Below are 24,357 nucleotides of genomic sequence, written 5' to 3' on the forward strand. Positions count from 1 at the left end.
AGTGCTTTATAAAGTCTGGTAGGCGCGATTGGACTCGAACCAACGACCCCCACCATGTCAAGGTGGTGCTCTAACCAACTGAGCTACGCGCCTGAAGCCTGTGTAACTTCAGAGCCGGCTATTATACCGGCAGAATTTTATTATGCAACTTTTTAAACCAATATTTCTTCCTGAAGCGCTTTAATTTCATCACGGATTTTTGCCGCCTGTTCAAATTCAAGGTTTTTGGCATGCTGATACATGGCCTCTTCCAGCTGCTTCAGCTTCTTGCCCAGTTGCTTGGGCGACATGACTTTGTAGTCCGCAGCCAGCTCTGCGACCTTTTTCTTATCGCCGCCGAACGAAATACCGGCACCGGGGATCGACGTCTGCATGATGTCGGTCACAGACTTGTAGACGGTGGCCGGCTCTATATGATGCTCAATATTAAATCGGCGCTGTTTTTCGCGGCGGCGTTCGGTTTCATCAATCGCCTGCTGCATGGATTTGGTTATGCGATCAGCATACAGAATCGCCTTGCCGTGGACGTTTCTGGCGGCCCGGCCGATGGTTTGCACTAACGATACGACCGAACGCAAAAAACCTTCCTTGTCGGCGTCCAGAATGGCAACCAGAGACACTTCCGGAATATCCAGCCCTTCTCGCAACAAATTGATGCCGACCAGCACATCGAACTGCCCTAGCCTCAAATCGCGAATAATCTCGACACGCTCCACCGTATCGATGTCGGAATGCAGATAGCGCACGCGCACGCCGTGCTCCAGGTAATATTCGGTCAGGTCCTCGGCCATCCTTTTAGTCAGCGTCGTCACCAGCACGCGCTCCTTTAGCTCAATGCGCCGATTGATTTCAGACAGTAAATCGTCGACCTGCGTAGTGGCCGGGCGCACCTCGACCTCTGGATCGAGCAATCCGGTCGGCCTGACCACCTGCTCGGCAAATACGCCGGAGTGCGCTTTTTCGTACGGACCCGGCGTTGCCGAAATGTAGATCCGTTGCGGCGATTTCACCTCGAACTCCTCAAACATCAACGGCCGGTTATCAAGTGCCGAAGGCAATCTGAAGCCGTATTCGACCAGCGTTTCCTTGCGCGAGCGGTCGCCTCTGTACATGGCGCCGATCTGCGGCACCGTGACATGGCTTTCATCGATAATGACCAGTGCATCGGCCGGCAAATAATCGAACATGGTCGGCGGCGCCTCGCCGGGACCTCTACCTGACAGATGGCGCGAATAGTTCTCGATGCCGGAGCAATAGCCGACCTCCAGTATCATCTCGATATCGAATAGCGTCCTTTGCTCCAGCCGTTGCGCTTCGACCAGCTTGTTTAACGAGCGCAGCTGCTCCAGGCGTTCTTTGAGTTCGATCTTGATCTTTTCGACAGCAGACAGCAGCTGCTCGCGCGGCGTGACATAATGATTCTTCGGATAAACCGTATAACGCGCCACGCGGCGCAGGACTTCGCCGGTCAAGGGATCGAACAACGACAGGCGCTCGACTTCGTCATCGAACAATTCAACGCGCAAGGCTTCCTGATCGGATTCGGCCGGAAAAATATCGATGACCTCGCCGCGCACGCGGTACGTGGCCCGGCGCAGTTCCACATCATTGCGCGTATACTGCATTTCGGCCAGACGGCGCAAAATGGCGCGCTGATCGATCATATCGCCTTTGACCAGGTGCAGGACCATTTTGAAATACGATTCAGGTTCGCCCAGACCGTAAATCGCCGACACGGTCGCGACCACAACCGTGTCCTGACGCTCGATCAGCGCCTTGGTGGCCGACAGGCGCATCTGCTCGATATGCTCGTTCAGCGAGGCATCCTTATCGATGAACGTATCTGAAGACGGCACATACGCTTCCGGCTGGTAATAGTCATAATACGAAACAAAATATTCGACGCTGTTTTCAGGAAAGAATTCTTTCATCTCGCCATACAACTGTGCCGCCAGCGTTTTATTCGGCGCCAGAATCATCGCGGGACGCTGGACCTCGTTGATGACATTCGCGATTGTAAACGTCTTGCCGGACCCCGTGACGCCCAACAGCGTCTGGTGGACCTCGCCATCATTCAAACCTTCAACCAGTTGTTTAATGGCTGTCGGCTGGTCGCCGGCCGGCTTGAAACGACTTTGAATTTTAAATTGTTTTTTCACTCAATACATCTCAAGAAATTAATCATTTTTAACAGCAGACTATTAGCAGGCCATTATACAGAGTATAATCCTCGTTATTTTTGACATTGATTCTACACGGCGGAATATGAGCATCAAACTATCTGATAGAGTGCAAGCAGTTAAACCCTCTCCTACCCTGGCCATTACCGCCAGAGCTGCTGAGATGCGGGCTGCAGGCAAAGATATTGTCAGCCTAGGCGCGGGTGAACCGGATTTCGATACACCGGATCATATCAAAGCAGCCGCTGTTAAGGCACTAGACAATGGTTTTACCAAATATACTGCAGTTGACGGCATTCCAAGCTTAAAAAAAGCCATTATCAATAAATTTAAAACCGACAACGGACTGGATTACCAGCCCAAGCAGATCCTGGTTTCCTGCGGCGGCAAACAAAGCTCGTACAATCTGATTCAAGCCTTGATCAACCCGGGCGATGAAGTCATTATTCCCGCGCCGTTCTGGGTCTCTTATCCGGATATGGTGCTGCTGGCAGACGGCGTACCGGTCATTATTGAGACCACACAGGCTCAGCAATTTAAAATCTCCCCGGAACAGTTGCGTGCCGCCATTACCGACAAGACCCGGTTAATGTTCATCAACAGTCCGTCCAACCCGTCCGGCATCGCCTACTCCTTGGATGAGCTGAAAGCCATCGGCGATGTGCTCAAAGATTTCCCAAACATCATTATCGCCACCGACGATATGTATGAGCATATCCTCTGGAAAAAAGGCACCTTCGTTAATATCCTGAATGCGTATCCTGAACTGTACGACCGCACCGTCGTCATGAACGGCGTATCGAAAGCCTATTCGATGACCGGCTGGCGCATCGGCTATGCGGCAGGCCCCGTCGATCTGATTGCGGCCATGACCACGATCCAGTCACAGAGCACCTCCAACCCGACTTCGATTTCGCAAGTCGCCGCCGAAGCGGCTCTGACCGGCGACCAGTCGTTTATCGACGATATGCGCGTCGAATTCAAAAAGCGCCATGATTTCGTCGTCGCGGAATTCAATAAAATGGACGGCGTCGACTGCATAGGTACAGACGGCACGTTTTATGTCTTCCCGAATGTAGAAAAGCTGATCGCAAGACTCGACAACATCAATGACGACCTTGAATTTGCCGAGTACCTGATCGAAAAAGCCGGCGTCGCGCTGGTCCCCGGTTCTGCGTTCGGTTGCCCAGGCCATATCCGCATTTCCATTGCCACCAGCATGGCCAATCTGGAAAAAGCGATGGAGCGCATCAGAAACGCCATCTGAAAAAACTATTCACGTTAATACCTGTTTAGGGCGGCTGCATGAATGCAATCGCCCTTTTTTGTTCGATAATTCCTATGGATAAGCCGGTTTAGCGTCAATCGATTTCAGTTAAATCAAAAACACAGATATTTATACTGGAACATCAGTCATCAACCATGCTCCAGTTTGAAGCTATCGGATTTCCCCACACCTTAAAACCCAAGACGCCAAGCCATCGCGCAACCATCAGGTTGGAATTATGCCAAAGCGTATAGGGCTCAGGGTGCGGCACAAAGTACAGATCCATTTTCGCATTGTAGATGCGCGATGCCTGCGCCGAATTGAACAAATTATCCAAATCTTCACGTAATCGGCTCACTTCTAATGACTCTGCCTGCAGTTCAAATAGCTGCTCGATACCGATGCGTATCAGGCTGCGTACATTCGCTGGCGTCTGCGGACCCGGCAGCTCGCGGCGCCCCAGCGCTGCAGGCGTGTCTATGAACAATGCATTAAAGCCGCTGACCAAGCCGGTGTGCCCCAGGGCATAATACTGCCAATCACCATAAGAGTATCGAACCAGCCCGCCAGTTTTGCCGGGAAGCACGAGACTGGAATGCTGTCCATGATCCAGCAGGAACACGGAAACCGGCTCACTCAGTTGCCGCGGCGGCACCACACGTACTGCACAACCATTTGTCGACCCTATCGAAAGCATGAAGAGCAACAAGATTGCAAAACGGCATTTCAGATGAGAAGCATTTTGTGTCTTCATCACGCTAAACGATTATTTCGGCAGAATGTACCTTCTGAAGAGGCTTTCTCCATCGTTTAGCGTTTAACTCAGTAAACAGTATTTCTCAATAGGAAAACTACTGATAACCGCTTGCAAACCAAGCTTAAAGAGCCTTGCCGCTCGCTTGCGTATAAAGATTGTCAAACAGGCGAATTACGACAGCGATCATGGTTTGAGTGGGCTTGATCGCCGAAACCCGGCTAGGGCTTTCCGAGGCATAATCGTCAATCGCTTCATTCATGAGCTTCACCAAGCCCATCTGAGGACTATCCTCGAATGCCCGTTTTGTGAATCTATCCTGCAGTTTAGCCCTGAGCTTGTCATCCATAGGATTTTCCTGGATTAACGATTGCAGTTCCGCATCCATAAGCACTGCTTGCTTTGCAGCCCAGTCAAAATCCATTTCATTTTGGGGAGGCAGCGGACCGAAAGCCTTTTGAAAGATGCAAAGCACATCGAAACACAGATCCATGAACAAATAAGACATGTCCTGATTTTCTTTGGCGACAAGGGCTGGAAATACACCGAAAATAGTCTGAGCGAGCGCGGTCTGATCAAGTTGGAATTGCTCAAGCATTTTTCTGCCGGTATCCTCGTCGATGCTCTTGGCATATGCCAGGGCTTGGTATAGTTCTTGGTTGGTAAGTTCTTGCATGTGCGCCTCAATAATTCATAGTCTTGGCCAGAATTGTTCTTCATGGATTCTGGCAAAAAGGAATGAATCATATCAGCCAAAGGCAGAGAATGCTTTTAAATTCGTGAAAGCATAGGATAGAGACTGAAGATATCTGGGCAGGCTTTAAAACTGACTCAGCCCCTAACAGGGCGGGTAGAATGCGATTCGTGCCCCACCGCGTATACCACGCTTGTTTGTAAAATTTGATCCCGTTCCGCTTGTTTGTAACAAGCGATTAGATTGTTACAAATTCACCTTTGCTATTAACCCGTTTAACTATTTCAGCAATAAGCGCGGGTAGGATGCGGCAAGGTACGAACCGCATCATTCGCGTTATTCTCTTGCCGTAATGCTGGATAAATTGATTTCATTATCCCATTCAGGTGCACCCCTCGCGCGACATAAACATGAGGCTGGAATGCGGCCAATTCTTTACCTGCTGTACCTAACCATGTGTCACTGAGTTCCAATGAAAACCTGATCGATGCGGTTCGTGCCTTACCGCATCCTACCGCGCTGCAAACCGCCATTTCAAGCAGGTCAAGTAATATTGAGGAACATTAGCTCGTTTGTCGGCGGATTGCCAAGACAAATCCACCATATGACCCATCCAGCATACAGCCACCGTTGCCCCTCGTGGTTTTGTTCGGTCACCATAACCGGAACCTTCTCTCTTAGAGTCTACAAATGAAGGGTTGGTGCTGCTCTAGCGCGCCTTATCGCGTTTTGGGAAATACAACATCCCACAGCAGTTCTTTCGCAAATGATTTGGCGTCTTCTTCCGTATCAAAATATGCAACTTCGCACTCATCCATTAACTTCACCCACGAAATTGATGGATCAGAAAATGCTTGCTTTAACTCTTTCTCAATTCCTTTTCTAAACTCCGGTTGCTGCAAATCCATTTTGAATGCGGCAATTGCCTCGTCATCATCTAACCCGACTTGAGCACCATATATACCGCCCAAGACACTTTGAATTAACTTATAGGATTCCATAATTACCTGACTGGTATTGGATAAATCGTGTTTGTTTGCCAAATAGTTTTAACTGGATCATAAACATACCAAGCCTCAACATTGGTTAAGTTATCTACTCGCTGTAAAGGCCCTAGCAACTCAGTTTGTTTACCGACTGGAATATAACCTCTACCCAGTTCAATTCCGGTATCACCCGAAACTTTAATTCGCAATGCTCCAGGCTCAGCATTTCTTATTGCATCATCCAGATAATTTGCTCTTAAGAATTGGTCTGCATGAATCAATAGCTCGTCACTATCAAACGCAGTTGAAATTGGCGTGTAGCCTCTTCTTGTTCTTGAACCATCTGGTGCCACACCTGTTTGTGCTCTTACATAGAGCTGTTCATCTGTGATAGATCCTCCATGACGTTCAAGAGCATGTCCTTCTGCGCGTAATCTATCCAGTTGAGCACTGAGATTTTTGCCTGGAGCTATGTTATCACGAGCGGTTCGTTCATCGAAAGCCGCTTTCTCATGTCTGGTTTTTTCGGCGACAGGTCGACTTTTATTACCGGAATTTTCCCCGATACTACTACGCCCCTGTCTTTCCCTCATGGCTTTCAGTTCCGATGGCGTCGCTGCCGACGATGATTGGGATGAAACAGCCGGGCTGGCTTTATTGCTTGCCAGCTTGGGATTTCGTTTCAGGTCTTCCCAGTTCTTTTCAAGCCAGGCAACAAACCCGTCTGGCAGTTTGCTTTTCCGCAGCAGTGCGGAGACTTCGGTCAGCGTTGCGTCCGCGGCGGCGCCTCCACCGCTGAGGGTCCGGCCTGTCGATGCCGCGGCCTGGCCGGCACTAACCGCCCCGTTCTTGAGCACATAAGCCAGCAGGCCCTGGAGCATCAGGCGGAATAAAATGCCCGCCGCCCGGGCCAGGTCTTCCGCCGCCCTGTCGATTTCGAAGGGCGGGTAACGATGTTCCGGCGCATGCCAGGCACATCGGATGGCGCGCCTGAGAACGCCTGCCAACTCGCCCATGCCCTGCCCGATGGCGGCCGCAAGAAAGCCCAATCCCATCCAAGCAAGCAGCGCAGTGCCGGCTTCCAGGCCTAATTCGCCGCCGACTATCGCGCCGGGCGCGGCGCCTACACCGCCGAGAAAGAAGCCGACGGCTGCGCCGGTGCTGGCGCCCGCCATGGCGCTGATGCCGAGCGCTGCCAGCATCTGCAGGAGGCCGGGCAGTAAACCGTCAATAACCTGATCCAGTTGGCAGCCGGTTTCCCGATAAACCGCTGCAGGTACCAGGCGCAGCGCCCGAAAATAGGCTTGGACGACAGCCCGCACCCGTTCGGTAAGATCCGGAGCGCGGATCTCCTGCGGCGTCAGGTAGCGTGCCGCCGGCGAGTCGGGATGGGGCAGGCCTTGCCAGCCGGAACTGCTGGATCGAAGAAAAGGATCGGCGCTGGTGAAGCAACCGGGCCCGCCTCCGCCGGCAGGCGCATTGGGATGACAGCGTTGCGGCTGCCAGGCATCGTAAGGGGTTTTGGGAAAATCATTGGCCATGGAAATCCTTCTCACTGACGGGTATTGCTACTAAATGCTGAATAGAGCTGGCGCTATAAAATACCGCTGCCAGACGCACAGGTTGTGCAACAACTCTAGCACAGCGGTTGTATCCCAGACAAATAACCTGTCACATATTTTGGCTGCCAGGATATGCGTACCGACGGTGTCGCTCGAAAGTCTACGGAACCGCCTTCCAATTCATAATTTCTAGCACACCTTATCGTGTTTAAGAGGAATATTTAATTCCTTGACTGTTCCCAAAATAACGGACATAGGGAACTTCTGATCGTCCGCGGCCTGAAGCCGACCGCGGACCACAAGATTAAATATACAGGGAATTTTTATTACCAGCTGCCGGTGTTCTGCATGGAAAACCACGGCTCTTCAGGCGCAAGCACATGGCCTTTTTGCAGCAGCTCGATGGAGATATTGTCGGGCGAGCGCACGAATGCCATATGGCCGTCGCGCGGCGGACGGTTGATCAGCACGCCGGCATCCATCAGTTTCCGGCAGGTCTCATAGATATTATCGACTTCAAACGCCAGATGGCCGAAATTGCGCCCGCCGGCATAGTCTTCGGTATCCCAGTTATAGGTCAGCTCAATTAGCGGCGCATGGGTTTTGGCGGCCAATTCGGCGTCGCGCGGAGCATGCAGATAAACCAGGGTGAAACGGCCGCTGTCATTGTCTATCCGGTGAGATTCGACCAACCCCAGCTTGTTGCAATAGAAATCGAGCGATTCGTCCAGGTCTTTGACCCGAACCATGGTGTGCAGATAACGCATAGCGATAGACTCCTCCAAAATAAATTAAACAACTTAAGCCGTGACAGGCTAATCTTCCAGGGCATGACCGCAGTATTTGCAATAATCGGCATCGAAATCATGCCCGGTCCGCCCGCAATCGGGACAGGCGTCATTCCTGACTTTGCCTTCTGTGTACGTCCTGATCAACTCGGCGCTATAGATGCCCGTAGGCACCGCAATAATGCCATAACCCATGATCATGATCGTAGAAGCGAGCAACTGGCCCAGCGGCGTTTGCGGCGAAATATCGCCATAACCGACCGTCGTCAGCGTCACGATAGCCCAATAAACCGATCTTGGAATGCTGGTAAAACCGGCTTCCCTGCTTTCTGCGACATAAACCAATGAGCCAAGCACAACCACGATCATAAATACGGAATAAAGAAAAACCATGATTTTTCGCGAGCTTTTGCTTAATGCCGCCATCATGATTTGCGCTTCATCCATGTAGGCTGACAGCTTGAGAATCCTGAAAACCCGAAGCAGCCGTAAAATGCGTATGGCAAGCATGGACTGCGCGCCCGGAAACAGCAGGATCAGATAGCTGGGCAGTATCGAAACCAGATCGACCAGACCAAAGAAACTCGTGAAATACAGCCAGGGCCGGCGCACACTGATCAAACGCAATCCATACTCCAGTGTAAACAGCAGGGTAAATAGCCATTCAGTAATATAAATGGCTTGCCCGTACCGGTTTTGAATAGCCTCGACACTGTCGAGCATGATCACGATTACGCTGAGCACGATGCTGATGCTCAAACCGATGTCGAACACCCTGCCCAAGGGCGTCTCGGAACCGAAAATAACCTCATTGAGCGATTCCCGCCACGGCGAAAGCGCCTCGCCGTCATTGTAATAGTGATAGGTCGTTTTTGATGTTTTCATTAATCGCATGAATTCTCAGACTTGCCCGTATCTGAAACAATCGACCGTATGATCATTGACCATGCCTACCGCCTGCATATAGGCATAACAAATCGTGCTGCCCACGAATTTAAAGCCGCGCCGCTTCAGGTCCTTGCTCATGAGATCCGATGCCGGCGTCGCCGCCGGAATTTCGGCCGCGCTTTTCCAGGCATTGCGCACGGGCCGGCCGTCAACGAATCGCCAGATGTAATCGTTGAATGTGCCGAATTCCTGCCGGACCTTTAAAAAAGCCCGGGCATTGCTGACTGCAGCCTGCACCTTCAGTTTATTCCTAACGATGTCCGGATTGGACAATAGTTCGTCGATTTTTATGGCACCGTAGCCGGCCACTGTTTCGACATCAAAATCATCGAAAGCGTTTTTATAGCCGGCGCGCTTTTTTAAAATCGTGGCCCAGCTCAAGCCTGCCTGCGCGCCTTCCAGGATCAGAAATTCAAAAAGCAGCCGATCATCATGCACGGCAACGCCCCATTCGAGATCATGGTATTGTTCTTCCAGGAGGCCTGCCAGTGCCCATGCGCATTTTTCCATGCCGTTCCCCAAAATTAAAAAGCAAAGTAAAACGCATGATAGGCCCTAGCCGGGGCCTGTGCAAATCCCAAATCCGCGCATTCGTTTGTTGACAACGACCGGTCCAGATCGCATCATCGACCCCATCGTCCGACTGAACAGTTTACCCATGAGCACCGACACCCTGAAAATACGCCGTATCGCTATCGATACCTATCATGAAAACGTGGCTTATATGCATCGCGAATGCGGTATCTATCGCGCTGAAGGGTTCCAGGCGCTGTCCAAAATCCTAGTCAGCGCCAATGGCGCCAAAGTGGTTGCCGTGCTCAATGTCGTCGATGATTCATCGATCGTGCTGCCGGACCAGCTGGGCTTGTCCGAACAGGCGTTCACACAATTGAACGTCGCCGAAGAATCTCTCGTGACGGTCGATCATGCCGAACACCCCAAATCCATGGATGCCGTGCGCCGCAAGATTGAAGGCGAACGCTTGAGCCAGGATGACTTCATCGGCATCACCACCGATATCGCCGAAGCCCGCTATTCGAAAATGGAAATGGCCGCCTTCCTGGTCGCCACGGGGCAAAATAACCTGGACCGAGACGAACTGTTCTACCTGACCCGAGCCATGCTGCAATCGGGCGAGCGCATCGACTGGCGGGAGCCGCTGGTCGCCGACAAGCACTGCATCGGCGGCATTCCCGGCAACCGCACCTCGATGCTGGTCGTGCCGATCGTCGCCGCGCACGGCATGCTGATTCCGAAGACATCGAGCCGCGCCATCACCTCGCCGGCCGGCACGGCCGATACTATGGAAGTATTGGCCGAAGTCAATCTGTCGCCGGACCAGATGCATGAAATCGTGCGCAAGGAACGTGGCTGCCTGGCCTGGGGCGGAACGGCCCGGCTGGCGCCGGTCGATGACATGCTGATTTCCGTCGAACGCCCGCTGGGCATCGATTCACAAGGGCAAATGGTGGCCTCGATCCTGTCCAAAAAACTTGCCGCCGGCTCCACGCATCTGCTGATCGATATTCCCGTCGGCCCCACGGCCAAAGTCCGGCACATGCGCCAGGCCCTGGCCCTGCGCAAATTGTTTGAGTTCGTCGGCGACCGTCTCGACATCCATCTGGAAGTCATGATCACCGACGGCCGCCAGCCGATCGGCCGCGGCATAGGACCGGTGCTGGAAGCCCGGGATATCATGCAGGTATTGCAGAATGATCCCGATGCTTCAACCGATCTGCGCCAAAAGTCCTTGCAACTGGCCGGCCGGATCATCGAATTCGATCCCGACGTGCGCGGCGGCCAGGGCTATGCCATCGCCCGCGACATCCTGGAATCCGGCCGGGCCTGGGCCAAGATGAAGGCGCTGATTCAGGCGCAAGGCGCCAAGCCGATCGACCTGCATGCTGGAAAACTCTGCCATGAAGTCTATGCCGACCGCGACGGCTTCATCACCAATATCGACAACTTCCAGATGGCTAAAATCGCGAGCCTTGCCGGAGCTCCCATGTTGAAAAGAGCCGGAGTCGACTTGTTCAAAAAACTGGGCAATCCGGTGAAAAAAGGCGACGTTTTATACCGCATCCATGCCGAATTCCCGGCCGATTTCACCTTCGCCAAGAATCTGTCCGCGCAAAATAACGGCTACACCATTGGCGGCGACGAACTGGCGCTTACCTCGCTGATCGCCTTCTAATCCGGAATCCACCATGATCATACTCGCCTTCCCCGATTATCTGAGCCAGGCGCAACGGCTTACAAGCCGCCTGAATGCCGAACTGGCCGAAGTCACGATCCATCACTTTCCCGACAGCGAGAGCTTTGTGCAGCTGCCGCCGTCATTGCCGGAACACGTTATCGTCTGCCGCAGCCTCAACCAGCCCAACGACAAACTGATCGAACTGCTGCTGTGCGCCTCTACGGCCCGCGAACTGGGCGCCAAACGCCTGACGCTGGTTGCGCCTTACTTGAGCTATATGCGCCAGGATTTCGCCAGTCAGCCCGGCGTAGCGGTCAGTCAGCGCATTATCGGTAAAATGCTGGCCGGCCTGTTTGACGACGTGCTGACTGTCGACCCGCACCTGCACCGCATCGCGTCACTGGATCAGGCCATTCCGATCAAAAATGCGATCAGCCTGACGGCGGCCGATGAAATCGGCTGCTTCCTGAAGCAGCAGCTCGATTACGCCGTGCTGCTCGGACCGGACAGCGAATCGGAACAATGGGTCTCAAGAATCGCGCGGCAGATCGGCTTTGACTATGCGATCGCGCACAAAGAGCGACTGGGCGACAAACATGTTGAAATGACTTTGCCGGCAAATGACTACGCCAACAAGCCTGTCGTTATTGTAGACGACATGGCCAGCACCGGCAGAACGCTGACCAAAGCGGCCCGTCTGCTGAAGGCGGCCGGCGCCGGCGACATTTATGTCGCCGTCACGCACCCGCTGTTCTGCGGCGACGCCGAAGCCCACATTCTCGAAGCCGGCATCAAAACCATCTGGAGCACGGACAGCATCGATCATCCGACGTCCTGTATTCACCTCGACGCCCTGCTGGGCGATGCGGTCAGAGCGATTGTGTAGGTGCGAATTCATTCGCACTCAAGCCGGATGGGGCATGCTGCCCCGCCCGAAATATTTCATACAGATCAAGAGCAGCCACTTAACCCAGACATCATGGAAACGTTAGGAACGGGGTTGCAAACCCCGTTCCGCTTGGGACTGTCCGATGGGGATCGGTAGGGTACGCATCGCGTACCATTATTCAGTTTTTGAAGCCTCTCAAAAGGTACGCGGTGCGTACCCTACTGCACGACATCAGGGTCCTGAATCAGCTCCACGGCATTGCCGTCCGGATCGCGGCAAAAAAGGGCCGGGCGGCCCGATCTGCTCAACGTATAGTGAATACCCTGCTGTTCCAAAATACGCTTGGCGGCCTGGAAGTCATTGACCAGAAAAGCGGTATGCCGATCCAGACCGCCATGTTGAGGCGCTATTCTGCCCTGATCGGGATTGGGCAGTTCAATCAGATGAAGCTGCTGCGTGCCAAGCTGCAGCCAGGCGCCCGGAAACGGCAGCGGGGGGCGCTCGCAGGTTTTCAGTCCCAGCACGCCGCTGTAAAACGCCAGCGCTTTTGCCGTATCGGCAACAAGAATGCTGACATGGTGAATTTTTAATTGAATAGGTTCAGGCAAGATGATCTTCTCTTCCAGGGTAGTAAGGATGTGCGGATAAATAGTTACCGGCACTGTTTAAATTATCGGTTCATGGGCCTGCTGACCGGCATGATAGGTCGTATAGACATACACCGGAATATCAAGTTCGCCCAAGCTGTTTTCTATGAGCGGCCACACGTCGTCCCAGTCCAGGTCGCCCGTGCCTGTCGCCAGCCGCGGCAAGGCGATCGAGGGTATTTTTTCTTTTGCAATGATTTTCACCAGGGCATCCAGCGCATGCTTCAGATTGCTGAGCGTCGCCTTGCCGAAATGATGCTCGGGAGAATCCACGCTTTCCAGCGTGATCAAATTGACGATGTGAGCGTTATCAGGCCCGACCCACAGCCACGCTTCGCCGGGCCTAGTGTTGTGCTGATGGCACCAGCGTTCGAAATCCCTGCGCATGGCCGGATGCCGGGTATGCAGCGCCAGCGCCAGGCCTTTGTCCATCGGATCATTGAGCCCTACGCCGTGTGCGATGGCGTAGGCCTTGCTCAACAGAATATCACCTTCGACTTGATATATCATAATACCCTCTCACAGTTTTTTATTGTTGTGCAGCTTCAGGAGGCGATGGATGGCAGGCCGTCCTTAAGCCCTAGTGGTTGTCGCAGACATGGCCTTGTTTGGCATCGCTGTAATCCTTGACCATATTCATTTGCGGCATGGTCTGGGCTATCTCTTCGCCGCATTTTTTCATGACCTGAAAAGCTTTATCGTTCATCATTTCCTTCGCATACGCCACAGCACGTTTTTGGGCGCCATCGCGATCGCCGCTTTTACACATAGCTGAAATCTCGGCCTGGAAAGCTTGCCCCTGCTCAGCCATTTTTTGCATGGCCGCCGGATCGACCTGACTGAAACAAGCCTGCATTTTCTGGGCCTGCGCCATCATGTTCTGCATTTGCTCCTGGCTCATGTTAGGGTACTCCGCATGGGCGGCAACAGGCGTCAAGGCCAGCAGTATCAAGCAGTGTAAGACTTTTTTGTTCATGTAATTGTCCTGTCGGTTAAATTCAACAAATCGTGCGGGATTATCATAGCGCTTTCCCGGCCGGTTTGCCTCTATCGGATCACTTTCGGCACGGGATCGAAGTATAAATGAATGTCAATAGCGGGCATTAGCCTGCTTTTGCCGCGCCGAGCACCGCCACTTTTGACAGCGGTAGGCGGGGTTGGTAAACCCGGCATTTCGGAGTCGCCTATGCCGGGTTTCCGCTAAAGCTCCAACCCAGCCTACCGCACTAACCGCGCATAGCCCGGACATTTTGAGGGTATCGGCTTTAATAGTAGCGAATTAGCTCATGCGCAACCCTAACTTACAAAAAATGCGGCATTTCACACAATTTTTTTAAGGTATGTTTCAAGCAAAAAATAATGCTCTTTTGTAAACAATTACTTACAACCCTATCTAGGTTTTGCTTACCTGTAACCTACAAAAAAATGCGGCATTTCACACAGTAGTGCGGCATTTCACACAGTTTTTAAAATGCCGTTTAAGGTTTTTTTAAAATAGCCTTCAATTAAAAATACTATTTTTGCTGAAATCAATAACTTACAACTCTGGCACAGACTTTGCTTTATACCTATTGACCATGCGAGTTAATTCGTTCCAGGATGGGCAGAGCCGGGATGGCGAACTAAAGGTATTTTAGGAGGGTGGGGGAAAGGTTACCCCCGGTTGGCGGCAGAGGGTCGAGCTCTGCCGCCAACAACTTTGTTAATGGCAACTTAAACTTAAACATTAACTAATAAAAATAGGGAGTAACCCTTCATGAAGCATTATAACAATATGACTCGCCAGGCGGGTATGACTTTAATCGAATTGACCGTGGTATTGTTGATTCTGATTGGTTTGGCAGGATTGCTGGTGCCCTATGTCGGCAGCTTTACACAGACTACCCATGACAGTACCAACTCCAATAACCTGACGCAACTGAACAATGCGATGGGTCGTTATATAACTGATAAAAACCATTTGCCACAGCATATGGACACATTAATCAACAGTGCAGCGGCAACTGCTGCGGCAACAGGGTCTTGCACGGGAGCAGCTTTAAACGCAGTTTATTGCGGCTTGGCGAATCCGGCCCTGTTCACGGCAGTGCCTTATGCTGCTGCTACTGATCTTATTCCAGTTGAATCAATTGTAAAATCAGGAATTAGCATGGCGGTACAAAACAATCCTGATGTCGCAAATAAAACCTTTGGTACAAGTACAGGCATGATTGGTCTAGAGGGTTCAGGCATGATGGCCTTTACCGGTACTCAATATTTTGCAGCGGTTGCAGCAGTTGGCACCGGCACTATTGAAGAACATTTAGCAAAAGCATTAGGTCGTGATCCGATGGTTTATAATTCTACCTGCTACGACTATATTGCCATGGGTCTTGGCGACAACAATGAGTTAGTTCAGTCTACTGCAGCATCATCACCTGTGTTCTTCCCTCAAGATGCAACAATGGGCCCCACAGAGCGTTATGCGCACTTCATTGCAATTCTGCAGGTAGATAAAGATAACAGCACCGCCGGCTGCTCCGGTACGACCGAAAAAGCTAAATTCCTGGGCGTCGTAGCTAACGTGCCAGCAGCTGAATCAGATTATTTGGTTGGCACAAACACACTGCTGGCTCAAGGCTGGCAAAATAGAGCTGCTAACTAATCCATAAAACGGATAAGTAGCGCTGGTTGGGTTGCCATGCTGTCCGGCGGCCCTGCCTTAACCCCTAAGGCGGATCGACGGTTAGCGATCCGCCGCAAATGCATAAACCAAGCAGAGTGAACATAGGCCTCTTGTGCTCACCTTACTTGGCTTAACAGGATGGACAGAACAGCATTGGCCATTCTATCAGCCAGAAGCAATTCAACTACCCCGGGCCCATAGGCACCCCAATAACCGACGCCCGGCGGTTTCCGCAAAGGATGACGGAAAGTATCGAAGGAGATGTTTTTCACGGATGACGGATGAAGAGGCCACGGACGCCTCCTCACCCACCTCATACCCCTGCATTTTTCCAGAAGAATGCAGCGGTATGGGCATCAAGACGCTCGGCCGCCCCTGGCTGCGCCTCTTTACGCTGAAACGAACCTAAGGTTTTATTTGTAGTTAAAAAACCATGAAACTCCCCCTATTCAAAAAACGCCAGGCCCACAGCCTGCTGTTCATCACCGAGGCCAAAACCTTCCGCGTCGATTTCGACAAGGCGGGCGTACTAATCGGCGATATGGGCGCTATAAACGTCAGCTGCCCGACGACGGCGAAACTGGCCGAATGCGTCGGACAAATCGCCGCCGGCGGCAAGCCGTTCGGCCGTAAAGTCTGGCTGTTGTACATGCGCCTGCCGATTGCCTTGCTGACCATACCTTCCATGCAGGTGGAAGGCGTTGACGAAGCCACGCTGCTGCAGGCTCTGCAATTCGAGCTGGAAGGCCTGACCGGCCAGTCCGCGCTGGACGCAAAGCTGGCCTATCACCTGCTCAGCAACAAGGATGAAATGAGCACGTACTGGGTGAGCCAGATCAACCAGCTGCATTTCGAGGACCTCCACAAAGCCCTGAAAAAAGCCGGCAGCCAGCTGGGCGGCCTGCTGCATCCCGCCGCCATGCCGCAATCTTTGGCCAACCCGGAGCACGAGGACTGGCTGAGACTGGAATGCTGGTCCAGGCAACTGGTCGCCTTGCGGCGCCATCCCGACAGCGGCTTCTCCATGCAGCTGTTCTCGCTTGACTACCGTCATTGGCACACGCAACTGGAACAGTGGCTGCATGAGCAGGGCGAGGTTCTGCATACCGAAACCCTGCTGAACGACATGATCGAACTATTGCCTGAAACCGCCTATACGGTGCATTTAGGCAATACCGAACGGCTGCCGGACTGGCTGGCCTTATGGGCCGTCTCACTAGCAAAAAAAACGCCGCCTCCGGCTCCGATACTGCGCTATCAATCCAAACTCAATACGGATCTTTTGCTGATGGCTTCCGGCGGCTCCGTAGCCGTGCTGATCTGCGCCGGCCATTTGAGCTGGCATCTGTATCAGGCCCAGCATTTCACCCAGGAGGCCGAAGCGCTGAAAAAAGTCGAAACCTCGATGACCGCCTTGCGCAAGTCTTCAGCCGACAATCGCGAAAAGCGCGACAAACTGAAAACAAAGCTCGACAAGCTCAAAGGCGACTCGGACACGTTGCCGCAAATGATCAAGGCGCTGCAGCACCGTCCCTCGCGATTGCTGGCCGCCGTCGCCTCGGGTCGCCCCGAGAATCTGGTGCTGGAGGAGGTTGTCGCCGAAAACGATGACATAAAAATCCGCGGCGTCAGTCTGGACGCCGTCTCGACCAACAAGCTGGCCGGTTATCTGGAACTGAAGCTGGCGGATCTGGGCTGGGAAATCCTCGCGCCGACCAAAAAGAACATGAACCTGCTTGAAGACGGCGGCCCCTGGGAATTTGAAATCGCCCTGCGCGATAAAGGCATCGACGGGTTTCATCATGAGCCGGAAAAACAATAACGGATCAGCGCCTGAATGACTATGACACCTGAACAACAACGAGAGCAATTACTAAAACGCATCCTGCCGGCGCTGGGCGTGCTGGTGGTTTATTTTGCGATTATCAGCGGCTTTGTCACGGAAAAGTCCCAAAAAGCCGAGCAACAGTACATGGAAATGTTCAGCAAAGGCATCAACGCGGATGCGATGCCGGGCATGGAACAGGAAAAAAGACGGCTGGAGGAAGAGATCGCCAAGCTTGAACAGGAATCCAAAACCCTGCATGCGGCACTGGCGGCAAAAAGCGGTTTTTTATCGCCCGAACGCTCGACCAATAACGCCATAGATCGCATTACCGTTATCTTCGATGACAACCGTTTGCAGATACTTGATGAACTTCCCAATGACCAATCAAGCGACAAAAATCTGCCTAAATCGCTTCAAAGCACGCGGAACTGGCTCAAGGATCTTTTAACGCCGGAAGAAACCACCGATCCCAAAGCCAAAGATCCTAAAGCTAAAGCTCCCAAGGATAAAAAGCCTGCCGCTCCTGACGAGAAATCTTCTAAAGCGGCTGCCATCAATATCAGAAATATCCGTTTCGCCGGCACCTATCTGGATACCTACCGGGCTCTGGCGACATTGGCCGACAGCGACATTAAAGCGCTGCCGGTATCGCTGACGATGAAAGCCTACGGCAAGGGCGACGGAAAACAGGAGTGGCTGTTGAAATTGTGGCTGTAAGCCGCCCTGGGCGAATGAATTCGCCCCTACATAGCGGGCGACTGCCAACAGTAGGCGCTTTAGGCGAAGTCGCCCCCCCACAGGCGGCGCGAATCCTGACTGAATAACAAACCGACGTAGAGAACATCCGAACGATCTCTACGCGATGATAATAACTATAAATACATGAGACAAAACCCATCAGAGCTTAAAAGGCCTGCTTCCGAACAAAGAAGCGCAGAGCGCCAGCCTGTCAGCGGCTGGCGTGCGGCCGTGTTTGCCGAAAACGGCATCACGGTAAGCCATGCCGATGTCAAAGAAGCCTCCGACAGCGGCGCCAGCCTGATTATCGAGGGCCGCCCCGGCCTGATCGATGACGATCAGTTAATTACGGTCAGCATCGAGGCGCAACACCGGCGCTTTACACGCAAAGCCAGGGTGTGCCGGGTGCTGCCCGAAGGCGATGAACTGCAGGTGGCCGTGGAATATATCGATCACGTCGGCCTGGATCCTCAGACTCACCTGCTCGATATCGGCCTGGCCCGCATCGATCCGGCCTGTGCGCTAAAGCTGCCTGCCAATATTGCGCTGCGGCAGAAAGCCCTGCCCTTCATCGAACTGAACGGCGTCATGCATGTCGCCTGCCTCGATATTGAAAACGCGTCGCTGGCAAACCTGCTGGAACGGCTGCTGAAAATGCCCGTCCAGCTATGGGCCGGCGATGAGGATTTGCTGGATGTAAAACTCAAGCAGGTCTACGGCGACAGCCGCCATCAGGTTCAGGCATTGCCCAAAACCGCCGAGGCCAACTCCAGCGCCGTCAGCACCGGCGACGAACTGCTCTATGCCGCCTACATGCGCCAGGCTTCCGATATCCATATCGATCCGGGTTTTAACGGCGCGACCATCCGCTTCCGCGTCGACGGCCAGCTGGAGCAGTACAGCCATATCAACGCCAACATTTACGCCGAGCTGGTCAGCCGCCTGAAAGTCATGGCCTATCTGGATATCGCCGAGAAACGCCAGCCCCAGGACGGCCGCTTCTCGCATCAGTTCGTGTCCGGCGGACGGCGCATCGACGTGCGCGTGGCGACCTTGCCGACCAAGTACGGCGAGCGCGTCACGATGCGTCTCCTGGCCGTGCAGACCGATTCCCTGACGCTGGAGCATCTGGGTTTCGACCCGGATCACAGGCACAGGATCGAAGGCTTCCTTCGCCGCATCCAGGGCATGATGATCATGACCGGACCAACCGGCAGCGGCAAAACCACGACGCTGTACGCGGCCATCCGCATGTTGCTGGAAGAGCGGCATGTCAACATCATCACGATCGAGGACCCGATCGAATACGAAATCGGCGGCGTCGCGCAGGTCGAGGTGGATGCCGCCGACAAGGTCAGTTTCGCCAAAGCCCTGCGCAGCGTGCTGCGCCATGACCCCGACGTGATCATGGTCGGCGAGATCCGGGACAAGGAAACCGCCGATATCGCCATCAAGGCGGCGCTAACGGGCCATATGGTGCTGGGCACGCTGCATACCAACTCGGCCGCGGCGACCGTCACACGTCTGACCGACATGGGCGTCGAGCCGTATCTGGTCGCGGCCGCGCTGCGCCTTGCCGTGGCCCAGCGTCTGCTCAGGCGCCTGTGCAAATACTGCCGCATCCCCAGGCCGATGACTGAACTGGAAGCCGTATCGATCAGTCATCCCGAACTGGCTGGCCGGATAATCCACGACCCGTCCGGCTGCATTTACTGCGGCGGCAAAGGCTATGCGGGCCGCATCGGACTTTACGAATTGCTGGAATTGCGCGAGGATTGGGCACGCGCCGTTGCCGAAGGCGAAGGCGAGGCCGAACTGGTGGTCAAAATGCGTGCAACGGGAATCAAGAGTCTGCTGGACGATGCGGTATCCAAATTGATCGCCGGCGTCACGTCGGTTTCCGAAGTCGTCCAGATCGCTTCGTCATGGTAAAGCCGATGATTGAAAACTTATGCCTGTTTAACAATCCGGCGGCCCGCTAATGCCTGTATTTACCTATCTCGCCCGCGACCGCAGCGGCCAGCAACGCACTGACACCATCGAAAGCGCGACCCGCGAGTCGGCGATTCTGGCGCTGCGCGAGCAGGGCCTGCTGCCGCTTAAAATCGAAGAGGCCAAAAAAGAAAGCGGCGCTGTCAAATCCTTCAGTCTCAACCCGTTCGCTTACCGCGCGTTCAATTCATCCGACATCGAACATGAATTTCACCAGATCGCGGTCATGCTGCGCAGCGGCATCAGCCTGCTCGACGCCTTGAGCCTGACTCAGAAGTTTTGCCGGGTCGGCGCACGCCCTACCTGGGAAAGACTGGCCAAGCGCATCCAGCAAGGCAGCTCGTTCAAGGACGCATTGGCTGAGCATAAATCCTTCAGCGAATTCACGATCCAGCTGATCCACGTCGGCGAGCAGACCGGCCATCTGGGCACGGTCCTGGACGAGGCGGCCAAGGAAGTCAAATCCAGCCGCAAACTGAAAAAGCAGATCGTCACGGCTCTGCGCTATCCGGTCTTCACTATGCTATTTGCAATCGGCCTAGTGATCTTCATGCTGACCAGCATTATTCCCGAGATTAAAAAACTGCTGCAGATCATGGGCAAACCGATGCCGCCGGTGACGCAGGCGCTGATCGACACCTCCGACTGGATGCTGGCCAACGGCCTGACCATGGCCGTTTTCGCAATCGCCTCGATAGTGGCTTTTATTGTCCTTTATAACTTGCCGACCAGCCGCTGGCTGATAGACAAATGGGCGCTGAAACTGCCGCTGTTCGGCTATGTCCTGCGCCTGTCCGGCACGGTGCTGTTCTCCCGGGCCATGGGCCTGCTGCTGCGCAGCGGCGTGGTCATGGTCGACGCGCTGGAGACGATGGAAAAACTGCACGTCAACAAATACATGGCCAGCCGCATCGCCTTTGCCCGCAGCCGCGTACTGCAAGGCTCATCGCTGGCCGATCCACTGGAAACCGAATCCGGCTATATGCCTTTATTACTGCAAATGACGCGCGTCGGCGAAAACTCGGGGATGCTCGACGAAATTCTGTTTGAAATGACCGAATACCACGATGAACTGCTGCAGCAGGCCATCGCCACCTTGACCGGCATGATTGCGCCGATCATGACCATTTTTGTCGGCGGCCTCGTCGGCTTTGTTTATGCCGCTTTTTTAGTGGCCATGTTTTCCGCCGCGGGAGGAAGCCCTTCATGAAGATGCCATCGCTTAAACTGGTGGTGCTGTGGCTGTTGTGTTTCCCGTCCCTGTCGGTCGGGCAAGAAGACGCTGCAGTTCCGGCAGCCGCACCTGTCCAGGAAACGGCGGACACCCTGCCCGATCCGACTGTCATCACCAGCCAGTTCGAGCAACGGCTGAGAAAATCGCAGGAGCCGTCCGATCAACAGGCGCAGGCCAAGAAAAACCAATCAAAAGATGAGCTGCAGGACCCGACCCGCCTGAACGAGAACTTCAGGGATGCGTTAAAACACGTCACCAGCCGCTCCCCTGCAGCGGGCAATGCGGTTAACGCTTCAGCCGCCCCTAACCTGCCCGACATCTCGCTGGCGGCCAGCGCCTGCAATATGCATAAAGGCAAGAACCACGCCATGCTGCGGGTCAACGGCAAGACCGAGATGGTGAGCGTCAACGACAAAATTACCTTTATCGAAAAAAATCAACTGATCGAAATCCAGGTATTGGAAATACAAAAGGATCATGTGCAGGTAAGGATCTTCCCGAGCAACGAAACCATTATTTTACGCTGATGACGATTTACAGCATGAGCATGAACTGATGCCGGAATCCTCGATGCTGCTACGCCAGAATTAATTATTTATGCCTAAGTTTTTTTCAAAATCCCGTTTTACCGCCGTCGTGCTGGCCTTATCGCTGCTGCAACCCTCTTTACTGACAGTCGCTAATGCCGATCCCGGGCAAGTCATCGAACAGATCGAATTCCGCGACATCACCGTAGGCGATGCCCTGCGCATCCTGTCCGAGCAGTCCGACCTGAATATCATCGCTTCCAAGGAAGCCGCCGAGATACAAGTCACGATGTTCCTGCGCCGCGTGACGTCCATGGAAGTGATCGATGCCATCGCCAAAACCTACAACCTCTGGTATCAGCGCGACGTCAACTCCAACATCGTGCGCATCTACACGGTCAAGGAATATCGGCTGGAACAGGTCGAATTCAAAAAGGAAGAAACGGAAATCTTCACGATGAAGAACGCCAAAAATGCGCTGGATCTGGCCGAGACCATCAAAAACCTGTTTTCGGAACGCGTCACGTTGAGCTACGGAAAAAACGAGCGGGAAATCATGACGGATCTGTCCCAGCGTTTTCAACGCTTCAATATGATCGACGGCCGCTCAACCCTGACCTCGTCCCGTGGCGGCTCAGGCGGCGGTGGCAACACCGGCGGAAGCGGCAGCAACTCAACCAGTATCAATGCCGGCAGCGGCGGCATGTTGGGCAACCAGGTAGGTATTTCTGCCAGGGGACAAGAAAACAGCAGCAGAGAAATTGAATTGGAAGAGCAACTGCGGGTCAGCACCGACATTTTGCGCAAATTCGCCGAGTCCAAAGACGGTACACAGGGTTTAATCACCGGCGATATAGCCCAGAGCAGCGGGCTGCTGGATCAGACCATCCGGCATCAGGCGCCGATTTATGTCGGCGTCATCAAGCACCAGAACCGGGTGCTGGTCCGTACCCGCGACCAGGATGCGATGGCTGAGATCCGCCAGCTGTACAAGAAGCTGGATACCGAAAGCTCGATGCTGCTGATGGAAGTCAAGGTCTTGTCCATCGATTTGTCGGACGGGTACGACTCGCTGTTCGATTTCAAGCTCAAAACCAATAACGCCAATGTGGCTACACTGGGCGCCTCCAATACCGTCGGAGCTCAGGAAATTTTCGATACCGGCCTGAGAGCCGCATCCGCAGCTTTCGATCCGTCACTGCTGGCTACAGTGGTCAGCAATAATTTCGAGGCCCGTCTGCAATTGCTGGAAAGAGAAGGACGCGTCACGGAGCTGGCCACCCCCATGCTGATGACGACCAATCAGGAAGTCAGCCGCGTGTTTGTCGGCGAGGAGAGGCCCATCATCAGCGGTTATTCGGCATCGGCCACCGTGGCCAGCGGAGCAGGACTCGGCACGGGCAACGTCGTGCAGCAGCCGATTCTGGTCCCTGAGACCGACGTGCGCGCCATCGGCACCACCCTGCTGCTGACGCCGAATATCAATTCGGACAGGACAGTCGGCATCCAGATACTGGTCGAGCAATCCACCTTGTCGGCCGCCAAAGGCACGATTCCGGTGCAAATCGGCGAGACCCTGCAGGATGCCAATATCGATCTGGTGCAGGAACGCACGTTCAGCGGCACGATCGTCGCCAAGGATTCGACCGCGGTCGCCGTCGGCGGCCTGATCCAGGAAGCGGCCAGCAACAGCGAGAAAAAAGTGCCCATACTCGGCGACATTCCGGGCCTGGGCTTCTTTTTCCGGGAAGACGGCCAATCGCGCACGCGCCGCGAATTGGTCATCATCATCAAGCCACATATCATGGAAACGCCGACAGAAGCGGCCGGCGTCAGCCACGAAGTCCTGGAGGAAAACAGCATCCATCCGAATGCGCTGGACGCCGGCACACTGGACGTCTATTCCAATCCGGACCGGCGCCATAAAGGCTATGTGCTGGAGCAGCCTTTCAAGGAGTACAGCAAGCAAGATGCCTTCGATAAATACCGCGGCCGCGGCGATTCGAGGGAATTCCCGGAAAATCGCCGGGCTGCGTCACCATCAGCAGCGGCGCCGGCGCCCTCGCCTGCCCAGCAGATTTATGTGGACCTGACCCGCTATGCGTCGGAAGCCATCCGGCTGCCGCCCGAACAGCGCAAGATCGATCCCAAGATCACGCCTGTCAGGCTGAGCGAGTTCGAGCCGGTCGACCTGACCTACGATGCCAGAATCAAGGCGCTGCCGATTGCCGGCTGGCGCCAGGGCGGCATTTATGTCACGGCCGTGGAGCTGCACAATGTCTCGAATGACCGGGTGACGGTCGATTATCGCCGCCTGAAAGGCCGCTGGCTGGCTTCCACGATCGAAAACGAAACGCTGGCCGGGCAAACCGACCAGAGCCATGCGACGACCTATCTGTACCTGATTTCCTCCCAGCCATTCGAGGAAATTGTGGCCCCTGCGGCTCGTTAGGGACACCTA

General features: G+C 53.9%; 21 protein-coding genes and 1 tRNA gene. 10 read left to right on the plus strand and 12 right to left on the minus strand.

What is annotated here, in order from left to right; all coding sequences use genetic code 11:
* Positions 1 to 16: 16 nt before the first annotated feature.
* Positions 17 to 93, minus strand: a tRNA-Val gene (locus ACTNE6_RS14575).
* 59 nt (positions 94 to 152) lie between these two features.
* Positions 153 to 2,159: an excinuclease ABC subunit UvrB gene (gene uvrB / locus ACTNE6_RS14580; RefSeq protein ID WP_442497242.1), complete on the minus strand. Its 2,007-nt coding sequence runs from the start codon at positions 2,157 to 2,159 to the stop codon at positions 153 to 155.
* A 106-nt stretch (positions 2,160 to 2,265) separates the two neighbouring features.
* On the opposite strand from uvrB, the gene ACTNE6_RS14585 reads away from it, so the two are divergent.
* A complete protein-coding gene (locus ACTNE6_RS14585; protein WP_442497243.1) occupies positions 2,266 to 3,447 on the plus strand; it encodes a pyridoxal phosphate-dependent aminotransferase in 1,182 nt (393 codons plus the stop codon).
* Positions 3,448 to 3,589: 142 nt separating this feature from the next.
* Here the strand turns inward: ACTNE6_RS14585 and ACTNE6_RS14590 are convergent, their stop codons facing one another.
* From ACTNE6_RS14590 to ACTNE6_RS14620, 7 genes are all read right to left on the minus strand, one after another.
* Positions 3,590 to 4,201, minus strand: coding sequence for a hypothetical protein (locus ACTNE6_RS14590; protein WP_442497244.1), 612 nt, complete (start codon positions 4,199 to 4,201; stop codon positions 3,590 to 3,592).
* A gap of 124 nt (positions 4,202 to 4,325) precedes the next feature.
* Complete coding sequence (locus ACTNE6_RS14595) at positions 4,326 to 4,877, minus strand: hypothetical protein (RefSeq protein WP_194971867.1); 552 nt, start codon at positions 4,875 to 4,877, stop codon at positions 4,326 to 4,328.
* Between the two features lie 737 nt (positions 4,878 to 5,614).
* Positions 5,615 to 5,896, minus strand: a complete 282-nt coding sequence (locus tag ACTNE6_RS14600; protein ID WP_442497245.1) for a hypothetical protein — start codon at positions 5,894 to 5,896, stop codon at positions 5,615 to 5,617.
* 2 nt (positions 5,897 to 5,898) lie between these two features.
* Positions 5,899 to 7,422: a DUF6861 domain-containing protein gene (locus ACTNE6_RS14605; protein ID WP_442497246.1), complete on the minus strand. Its 1,524-nt coding sequence runs from the start codon at positions 7,420 to 7,422 to the stop codon at positions 5,899 to 5,901.
* A 347-nt stretch (positions 7,423 to 7,769) separates the two neighbouring features.
* On the minus strand, positions 7,770 to 8,210 hold the full coding sequence (locus tag ACTNE6_RS14610; RefSeq protein ID WP_194970714.1) for a VOC family protein: 441 nt from the start codon (positions 8,208 to 8,210) through the stop codon (positions 7,770 to 7,772).
* 48 nt (positions 8,211 to 8,258) lie between these two features.
* Positions 8,259 to 9,116 carry an ion transporter gene (locus ACTNE6_RS14615; protein WP_442497247.1) on the minus strand — a complete coding sequence of 286 codons (858 nt, stop codon included), beginning with the start codon at positions 9,114 to 9,116 and terminating at the stop codon, positions 8,259 to 8,261.
* 15 nt (positions 9,117 to 9,131) lie between these two features.
* Positions 9,132 to 9,689 (minus strand): DNA-3-methyladenine glycosylase I, encoded by a 558-nt coding sequence (locus ACTNE6_RS14620; RefSeq protein WP_442497248.1) that lies wholly within the window; start codon positions 9,687 to 9,689, stop codon positions 9,132 to 9,134.
* A gap of 58 nt (positions 9,690 to 9,747) precedes the next feature.
* Here ACTNE6_RS14620 and ACTNE6_RS14625 point away from each other — a divergent pair, with 58 nt between their 5' ends.
* Positions 9,748 to 11,373 (plus strand): thymidine phosphorylase family protein, encoded by a 1,626-nt coding sequence (locus ACTNE6_RS14625; RefSeq protein ID WP_442497249.1) that lies wholly within the window; start codon positions 9,748 to 9,750, stop codon positions 11,371 to 11,373.
* Between the two features lie 13 nt (positions 11,374 to 11,386).
* Positions 11,387 to 12,262 (plus strand): ribose-phosphate diphosphokinase, encoded by an 876-nt coding sequence (locus ACTNE6_RS14630; protein WP_442497250.1) that lies wholly within the window; start codon positions 11,387 to 11,389, stop codon positions 12,260 to 12,262.
* Positions 12,263 to 12,483: 221 nt separating this feature from the next.
* Here ACTNE6_RS14630 and ACTNE6_RS14635 read toward each other — a convergent pair whose 3' ends face one another.
* The 3 genes from ACTNE6_RS14635 to ACTNE6_RS14645 all read right to left on the minus strand — a co-directional run bounded on the left by ACTNE6_RS14635 (position 12,484) and on the right by ACTNE6_RS14645 (position 13,888).
* The gene (locus ACTNE6_RS14635) at positions 12,484 to 12,873 is read right to left on the minus strand and encodes a VOC family protein (RefSeq protein ID WP_194970709.1); all 390 of its coding nucleotides are present in this window, start codon (positions 12,871 to 12,873) and stop codon (positions 12,484 to 12,486) included.
* 57 nt (positions 12,874 to 12,930) lie between these two features.
* Positions 12,931 to 13,422 (minus strand): macro domain-containing protein, encoded by a 492-nt coding sequence (locus ACTNE6_RS14640; RefSeq protein WP_442497251.1) that lies wholly within the window; start codon positions 13,420 to 13,422, stop codon positions 12,931 to 12,933.
* A gap of 70 nt (positions 13,423 to 13,492) precedes the next feature.
* Positions 13,493 to 13,888 carry a hypothetical protein gene (locus tag ACTNE6_RS14645; protein ID WP_442497252.1) on the minus strand — a complete coding sequence of 132 codons (396 nt, stop codon included), beginning with the start codon at positions 13,886 to 13,888 and terminating at the stop codon, positions 13,493 to 13,495.
* A gap of 780 nt (positions 13,889 to 14,668) precedes the next feature.
* Here ACTNE6_RS14645 and ACTNE6_RS14650 point away from each other — a divergent pair.
* The 7 genes from ACTNE6_RS14650 (at position 14,669) to ACTNE6_RS14680 (ending at position 24,348) form a co-directional block, all read left to right on the plus strand.
* Positions 14,669 to 15,556: a type II secretion system protein gene (locus tag ACTNE6_RS14650; RefSeq protein WP_442497253.1), complete on the plus strand. Its 888-nt coding sequence runs from the start codon at positions 14,669 to 14,671 to the stop codon at positions 15,554 to 15,556.
* 454 nt (positions 15,557 to 16,010) lie between these two features.
* On the plus strand, positions 16,011 to 17,399 hold the full coding sequence (locus tag ACTNE6_RS14655; RefSeq protein WP_442497254.1) for a hypothetical protein: 1,389 nt from the start codon (positions 16,011 to 16,013) through the stop codon (positions 17,397 to 17,399).
* Between the two features lie 15 nt (positions 17,400 to 17,414).
* Entirely contained in the window at positions 17,415 to 18,122 is a 708-nt protein-coding gene (locus ACTNE6_RS14660; protein ID WP_442497255.1) for a hypothetical protein, read from the plus strand.
* 165 nt (positions 18,123 to 18,287) lie between these two features.
* Positions 18,288 to 20,075 carry a GspE/PulE family protein gene (locus ACTNE6_RS14665; protein WP_442497256.1) on the plus strand — a complete coding sequence of 596 codons (1,788 nt, stop codon included), beginning with the start codon at positions 18,288 to 18,290 and terminating at the stop codon, positions 20,073 to 20,075.
* A 49-nt stretch (positions 20,076 to 20,124) separates the two neighbouring features.
* Positions 20,125 to 21,345, plus strand: coding sequence for a type II secretion system F family protein (locus ACTNE6_RS14670; protein WP_442497257.1), 1,221 nt, complete (start codon positions 20,125 to 20,127; stop codon positions 21,343 to 21,345).
* Positions 21,342 to 21,896 (plus strand): hypothetical protein, encoded by a 555-nt coding sequence (locus ACTNE6_RS14675; protein ID WP_442497258.1) that lies wholly within the window; start codon positions 21,342 to 21,344, stop codon positions 21,894 to 21,896. The genes ACTNE6_RS14670 and ACTNE6_RS14675 overlap by 4 nt, the downstream gene beginning before the upstream one ends.
* Before the next feature lie 70 nt (positions 21,897 to 21,966).
* Positions 21,967 to 24,348 carry a DUF3438 family protein gene (locus tag ACTNE6_RS14680; RefSeq protein ID WP_442497259.1) on the plus strand — a complete coding sequence of 794 codons (2,382 nt, stop codon included), beginning with the start codon at positions 21,967 to 21,969 and terminating at the stop codon, positions 24,346 to 24,348.
* Positions 24,349 to 24,357: the final 9 nt, after the last annotated feature.

Source organism: Methylobacter sp. sgz302048, from assembly GCF_052162025.1.
Taxonomy (GTDB): Bacteria; Pseudomonadota; Gammaproteobacteria; order Methylococcales; family Methylomonadaceae; genus Methylobacter.

Excerpts from the sequence above, each read along its gene's own strand:
- ACTNE6_RS14585 (WP_442497243.1), top strand. The coding sequence starts at position 2,266 with ATGAGCATCAAACTATCTGATAGAGTGCAAGCAGTTAAACCCTCTCCT.
- ACTNE6_RS14590 (WP_442497244.1), bottom strand. The coding sequence starts at position 4,201 with ATGAAGACACAAAATGCTTCTCATCTGAAATGCCGTTTTGCAATCTTG.
- ACTNE6_RS14595 (WP_194971867.1), bottom strand. The coding sequence starts at position 4,877 with ATGCAAGAACTTACCAACCAAGAACTATACCAAGCCCTGGCATATGCC.
- ACTNE6_RS14600 (WP_442497245.1), bottom strand. The coding sequence starts at position 5,896 with ATGGAATCCTATAAGTTAATTCAAAGTGTCTTGGGCGGTATATATGGT.
- ACTNE6_RS14605 (WP_442497246.1), bottom strand. The coding sequence starts at position 7,422 with ATGGCCAATGATTTTCCCAAAACCCCTTACGATGCCTGGCAGCCGCAA.
- ACTNE6_RS14610 (WP_194970714.1), bottom strand. The coding sequence starts at position 8,210 with ATGCGTTATCTGCACACCATGGTTCGGGTCAAAGACCTGGACGAATCG.
- ACTNE6_RS14615 (WP_442497247.1), bottom strand. The coding sequence starts at position 9,116 with ATGAAAACATCAAAAACGACCTATCACTATTACAATGACGGCGAGGCG.
- ACTNE6_RS14620 (WP_442497248.1), bottom strand. The coding sequence starts at position 9,689 with ATGGAAAAATGCGCATGGGCACTGGCAGGCCTCCTGGAAGAACAATAC.
- ACTNE6_RS14630 (WP_442497250.1), top strand. The coding sequence starts at position 11,387 with ATGATCATACTCGCCTTCCCCGATTATCTGAGCCAGGCGCAACGGCTT.
- ACTNE6_RS14640 (WP_442497251.1), bottom strand. The coding sequence starts at position 13,422 with ATGATATATCAAGTCGAAGGTGATATTCTGTTGAGCAAGGCCTACGCC.
- ACTNE6_RS14645 (WP_442497252.1), bottom strand. The coding sequence starts at position 13,888 with ATGAACAAAAAAGTCTTACACTGCTTGATACTGCTGGCCTTGACGCCT.
- ACTNE6_RS14650 (WP_442497253.1), top strand. The coding sequence starts at position 14,669 with ATGAAGCATTATAACAATATGACTCGCCAGGCGGGTATGACTTTAATC.
- ACTNE6_RS14655 (WP_442497254.1), top strand. The coding sequence starts at position 16,011 with ATGAAACTCCCCCTATTCAAAAAACGCCAGGCCCACAGCCTGCTGTTC.
- ACTNE6_RS14660 (WP_442497255.1), top strand. The coding sequence starts at position 17,415 with ATGACTATGACACCTGAACAACAACGAGAGCAATTACTAAAACGCATC.
- ACTNE6_RS14665 (WP_442497256.1), top strand. The coding sequence starts at position 18,288 with ATGAGACAAAACCCATCAGAGCTTAAAAGGCCTGCTTCCGAACAAAGA.
- ACTNE6_RS14670 (WP_442497257.1), top strand. The coding sequence starts at position 20,125 with ATGCCTGTATTTACCTATCTCGCCCGCGACCGCAGCGGCCAGCAACGC.
- ACTNE6_RS14675 (WP_442497258.1), top strand. The coding sequence starts at position 21,342 with ATGAAGATGCCATCGCTTAAACTGGTGGTGCTGTGGCTGTTGTGTTTC.
- ACTNE6_RS14680 (WP_442497259.1), top strand. The coding sequence starts at position 21,967 with ATGCCTAAGTTTTTTTCAAAATCCCGTTTTACCGCCGTCGTGCTGGCC.